The organism is Cupriavidus sp. SK-3, assembly GCF_000611145.1.
Taxonomy (GTDB): Bacteria; Pseudomonadota; Gammaproteobacteria; order Burkholderiales; family Burkholderiaceae; genus Cupriavidus.
On record NZ_JFJV02000074.1, the window covers coordinates 1 to 1,240 of the forward strand.

Here is a 1,240-nt window from a genome sequence, read left to right on the forward strand (position 1 = left end):
CCGATCAGCATGCGGCGGATTTCCGACGTGCCGGCGCCGATCTCGTACAGCTTGGCGTCGCGCCACAGCCGGCCGACCGGGTATTCGTTGATATAGCCGTTGCCGCCCAGGATCTGCACCGATTCGCCGGCCATCCAGGTGGCCTTCTCGGCGGTGTACAGGATGACCGCGGCGCAGTCCTTGCGCACCTGGCGCACGTGTTCGGTGCCCAGCGAATCCAGATTCTTGCCCACCGTGTACAGGTAGCTGCGCGCTGCCTGCAGCGTGGTGTACATGTCGGCCACCTNTGAATCCAGGTTCTTGCCCACCGTGTACAGGTAGCTGCGCGCCGCCTGCAGCGTGGTGTACATGTCGGCCACCTTGCCCTGGATCAGCTGGAACTCGCCAATGCTCTGGCCGAACTGCTTGCGGTCGTGGATGTAGGGGGTGATGACGTCCATGCAGGCCTGCATGATGCCGACCGGGCCGCCGGAGAGCACCGCGCGCTCGTAGTCCAGCCCGCTCATCAGCACCCTGGCGCCGGCGTTTTCCGCGCCGAGGATGTTCTCGACTGGCACTTCCACGTCCTGGAACACCAGCTCGCNTTGGCGCCGGCGTTTTCCGCGCCGAGGATGTTCTCGATGGGCACTTCCACGTCCTGGAACACCAGCTCGCCCGTGTGCGAGCCGCGCATGCCCAGCTTGTCCAGCTTCTGCGCCACCGAGAAGCCCTTCATGCCCTTCTCGACGATAAAGGCGGTCATGCCGCGTGCGCCCAGGTCCGGCTCGGTCTTGGCGTAGACCACCAGCACATCGCAGTCCGGGCCGTTGGTGATCCACATCTTGGTGCCGTTGAGCACGTAGCGGTCGCCCTTGAAGTCGGCGCGCAGCTTCATGCTCACCACGTCGGAGCCGGCATTGGGCTCGCTCATGGCCAGCGCGCCGATCCAGTCGCCGGAGACCAGCTTGGGCAGATATTTGGCTTTTTGCGCGGGGGTGCCGTTGCGGTGGATCTGGTTCACGCACAGGTTGGAGTGCGCGCCGTAGGACAGGCCGACCGAGGCGGAAGCACGGCTGATCTCTTCCATCGCGATCATGTGGGCCAGGTAGCCCATATTGGCGCCACCGTACTCCTCCGCCACGGTGATGCCGAGCACGCCGAGATCGCCCATCTTCTTCCAGGCGTCCATCGGGAACTGGTCGGTGCGGTCGATCTCCGCGGCGCGCGGAGCGAGTTCGGCCTGCGCCCAGTTGCGCACGGA

General features: G+C 65.3%; 1 protein-coding gene and 2 pseudogenes. All 3 read right to left on the bottom strand.

Going from position 1 to position 1,240, the window contains the following annotated elements; translation table 11 throughout:
* Positions 1 to 286 (bottom strand): acyl-CoA dehydrogenase family protein (locus CF70_RS37490; RefSeq protein ID WP_255350639.1); only part of this gene is annotated, 286 nt, incomplete at both ends.
* Position 287: 1 nt separating this feature from the next.
* Positions 288 to 583: pseudogene (locus tag CF70_RS37495) on the bottom strand (acyl-CoA dehydrogenase family protein); the annotation flags it as partial.
* 1 nt (position 584) lies between these two features.
* A pseudogene (locus tag CF70_RS37500) lies at positions 585 to 1,240 on the bottom strand (acyl-CoA dehydrogenase family protein); the annotation flags it as partial.